Source organism: Pseudomonas sp. CM25 (genome assembly GCF_013179705.1).
Classification (GTDB): domain Bacteria; phylum Pseudomonadota; class Gammaproteobacteria; order Pseudomonadales; family Pseudomonadaceae; genus Aquipseudomonas.
In genome coordinates this window covers 1-3,589 of the sequence record NZ_JABMCW010000458.1, presented here as the reverse complement: position 1 = coordinate 3,589, position 3,589 = coordinate 1, and the positions used below count along the sequence as shown (strand labels likewise).

Annotated in this window: 4 protein-coding genes and 1 pseudogene; 3 read left to right on the top strand and 2 right to left on the bottom strand. The window is 63.9% G+C overall.

Going from position 1 to position 3,589, the window contains the following annotated elements; genetic code table 11:
- Positions 1-401 (top strand): ABC transporter permease (locus tag HP546_RS27775; RefSeq protein ID WP_172232285.1); only part of this gene is annotated, 401 nt, incomplete at its 5' end.
- Between the two features lies 1 nt (position 402).
- On the top strand, positions 403-1,515 hold the full coding sequence (locus HP546_RS27770) for an ABC transporter permease (RefSeq protein ID WP_172232282.1): 1,113 nt from the start codon (positions 403-405) through the stop codon (positions 1,513-1,515).
- A 239-nt stretch (positions 1,516-1,754) separates the two neighbouring features.
- On the opposite strand, the gene HP546_RS27765 is transcribed toward HP546_RS27770, so the two are convergent.
- Entirely contained in the window at positions 1,755-2,159 is a 405-nt protein-coding gene (locus tag HP546_RS27765) for a flagellar basal body-associated protein FliL (RefSeq protein ID WP_172232280.1), read from the bottom strand.
- 157 nt (positions 2,160-2,316) lie between these two features.
- On the opposite strand from HP546_RS27765, the gene HP546_RS27760 reads away from it, so the two are divergent.
- Positions 2,317-3,294, top strand: a complete 978-nt coding sequence (locus tag HP546_RS27760) for an NADPH:quinone oxidoreductase family protein (protein ID WP_172232277.1) — start codon at positions 2,317-2,319, stop codon at positions 3,292-3,294.
- 113 nt (positions 3,295-3,407) lie between these two features.
- Here HP546_RS27760 and HP546_RS27755 read toward each other — a convergent pair.
- Positions 3,408-3,589, bottom strand: a pseudogene (locus tag HP546_RS27755) (gamma-glutamylcyclotransferase); the annotation flags it as partial.

Below are 3,589 nucleotides of genomic sequence, written 5' to 3'. Positions count from 1 at the left end.
TGGTTGCAATGAACCGATGGCTGTTCGCCGTACCGCTCAAGGGCAGCATGCTGGCCCTGGCCTGTGGCGGCGTGGCCTACCTGCTGGCAACCACCAGCCTGGGCCTGCTGATCTCGGCCTTCACCCGCACGCAGATCGCGGCCATTCTGGGCACCATGATCATCACCAGCCTGCCGACCATCCAGTTTTCCGGCCTGATCGTGCCGCGCTCGTCGCTGGACGGCGCGGCGGCAGTAATGGGCCAGTTGTTCCCGGCGGGGTATTTCCTCGACATCGCGGTCGGCACCTTCACCAAGGCGCTGGGCCTGCGCGAGCTGTGGCCGCAGTGCCTGATCCTGCTCAGCTTCTTTGCCGTGTTTATCGGCCTGAGCCTGGCCATGCTGAAGAAGCAGGAGGCCTGACATGTCGCGCCTGAACCACACCCTGCGCCTGGGCCTGAAAGAACTGACCAGCCTGCGCCATGACAGCGTACTGCTGCTGTTTCTGCTGTACGCCTTCAGCGTGGCCATCTACATGCCCGCAGCCGGCTCGGTGATCGGCGTGCACAACGCCAGCGTCGCCGTGGTGGACGAAGACCACAGCCAGCTTTCGCGCAAGCTCGCCGAAGCCCTGCAGCCGCCGGAGTTCCAAACCGCCGTGCCACTGCCTGCCGGGCACCTGGACCAGGCCATGGACAGCGGCCAGTACACCTTCGTCATCAACATACCGGTCAACTTCCAGAGCGACCTGCTGGCGGGGCACTCGCCAGAGCTGCAGATCAACGTCGATGCCACCGCCATGAGCCAGGCATTCATGGGCGCGGGCTATATCGGCCGGATCTTCGAACGCGAACTGCTCGACTACAGCCAACGGACCAACACCCAGAGCCCGGTGCTGATCAACGCCAAGGCCCTGTTCAACCCCAACCTGGAGGGCGGCTGGTTCCTGGCAGTGATCCAGATCGTCAACAACATCACCATCCTGGCGATCATCCTCACCGGCACCGCGCTGCTGCGTGAGCGTGAGCACGGCACCCTCGATCACCTGCTGGTGCTGCCGCTGACCGCGCTGGAGATCATGCTGGCGAAGATCGGCAGCAACGCACTGGTGGTGGTGATCTGCACCTGGATTTCGCTGATGGTGGTGGTGAAGGGGGCGCTGGGCGTACCGCTGTCCGGCTCGATGGGGCTGTTCCTGGCCGTGACTGCGCTGTACCTGTTCGCCGGTACCGCGCTGGGTATCTTCCTCGCCACCCTGGCGCGTTCAACGCCACAGTTCGGCCTGCTGGCGATCCCGGTGATCATCCCGATGCTGTTGCTGTCCGGCGGCAGCACGCCGCTGGACAGCATGCCGCAGTGGCTACAGTGGGTGATGCAGGGGTCGCCGTCGACGCACTTCGTGAGCCTGGGCGCCGCGATCCTGTTCCGCGACGCCGGCTGGGCGGTGGTGTGGCCGGATATTCTGGCACTGGCCTTGATCGGCCTGGTGTTCTTCAGCGTGGCGCTGGCCCGGTTTCGGCGTAGCTTGGCTTCCTGAAGACTCGACGCCGGCTACGTTGAAACGGGTATATCTGGTGGCACAAAGACAAAGGGCGCCTTTCGGCGCCCTACTCACAGACAGCTCGGCTTGTCACCGCCATACACCTGCCCGGCTCTGTGATTGCTGGTTGGACCAGGATCCGCAGAGTCTTGCAAGCCCCTTTCGGGAACGCGCTGATTATCGACCACCATGCGTATCACTGACAACAGACGGCACTGTTGCTGGATATTCACGGTTCACTGCACAATCAGGTTGTTGAACAACAGGTCTTCAACGATCGGCTTGCCCTCTTCTGCTTCCAGCACCTGCTGCACCTGCTTCAGGGCCTCCTGGCGCAGGTGCTCCTTGGCCTCGACGTTGCTCATGCTGTCCACGGTCTGCTGGGTGAACAAGGCTACCAACTGGTTGCGGATCAGGGGTTCGTGAAATTTCACCGCCTTGGCCGCTTCGTCACCGGTCACGCGCAAGGCGACGTCGGCCTTGTACACGCGCAGCCGTGGGCCGCCGTCGAGGGCATAGTTGCCGACAAAGGGCGGGCTCAGGGTGATGTAGGCGACCTTGGGCGCCCCTTCCTTGGCTTCCTCGGCCATGGCCGCAGCCGGCAGCAACAGCGCCAGCACCATCAAGATCCACGCTTTCACGAATTCGCTCCTCAATACAATTGGCGCCAGCTTACCCAGCACTTCGCTCAAACCCAAGCCCGGGCTTATGCCGGCCCATCAGGGCGGGGCATGCTCGTTGACCCGGCAGGTGGCCCTCCTACACTTATCGGCCATTACCCGCAAAGGAATAGCCCCGATGAAAGCTGTGTTGTGCAAAACCCTGGGCCCGGCGCGCGACCTGACGCTGGAGGAGGTGGCCAGCCCGGTGCCGAAGAAAAACGAGATCCTGCTGGACGTGCAGGCGGCCGGGGTCAACTTCCCGGACACCCTGATCATCGAAGGGAAGTATCAGTTCCAACCCCAGTTGCCATTCTCCCCCGGCGGCGAAGCGGCAGGCGTGGTGGCTGCGGTCGGGGAAAAAGCGGGCGCGTTCAAGGTAGGTGACCGGGTGATGGCGCTTACCGGCTGGGGCGCGTTCGCCGAGCAGGTGGCGGTACCGTTCTACAATGTGCTGCCGATCCCGGAGAGCATGGATTTCACCACCGCTGCGGCGTTCGGCATGACCTATGGCACCTCGATGCATGCCTTGCGCCAGCGCGCTCGGTTGCAGGCTGGCGAAACCCTGCTGGTAATGGGCGCATCCGGTGGCGTCGGTTTGGCGGCGGTGGAAATCGGCAAGGCCATGGGCGCGCGGGTGATCGCAGCGGCCAGCAGTGCCGAGAAGCTGGCTGTGGCCAAGGCAGCCGGGGCGGATGAGCTGATCGACTACAGCCAGGCCAGCCTGCGCGAAGAGCTCAAGCGCCTGACTGGAGGCCAGGGCGTCGATGTGATCTACGACCCGGTCGGTGGCGAGCTGTTCGAGCAGGCAGTGCGCGGGCTGGCCTGGAATGGCCGGCTACTGGTGGTGGGCTTTGCCAGCGGCAGCATTCCCCAACTGGCGGCTAACCTGGTGCTGCTCAAGGGCGCGGCGGTGGTGGGGGTGTTCTGGGGGGCGTTTGCCCAGCGCCAGCCGGAGGATAACGCGGCCAACTTCCGGCAACTGTTTGCCTGGCATGCCGAGGGCAAGCTGAAGCCGCTGGTTTCGCAGACTTATCCGCTGGCCGAGGCCGGGGCTGCAATCGAACAGCTGGGGCAGCGGCGGGCTGTGGGCAAGTTGGTGGTACTGGCCAGGTAAATTTGATTTTTTTATCGACAGCTCCGGCCTCTTCGCGGGTGAACCCGCTCCCACAAGGGCTGTGCAGTACCTGTGGGAGCGGGTTCACCCGCGAAAAGGCCGGGACAGGCTGATCAAACCTCGCGCAGGTTATGGCAGCGCCTGAAGCGTGCCTCCAGGTTGCGATCGGGCATCTGGTGGCTGCGCAGGGCATTCAAGGTCTGCTCTACATAGTCGCGCGTGCTGCCGTAGCGCCCTTTGGCGCTGGCCAGGATCTGGCTGAGCAAGGTATCGGGCAGGTCGCCGGCATAACACG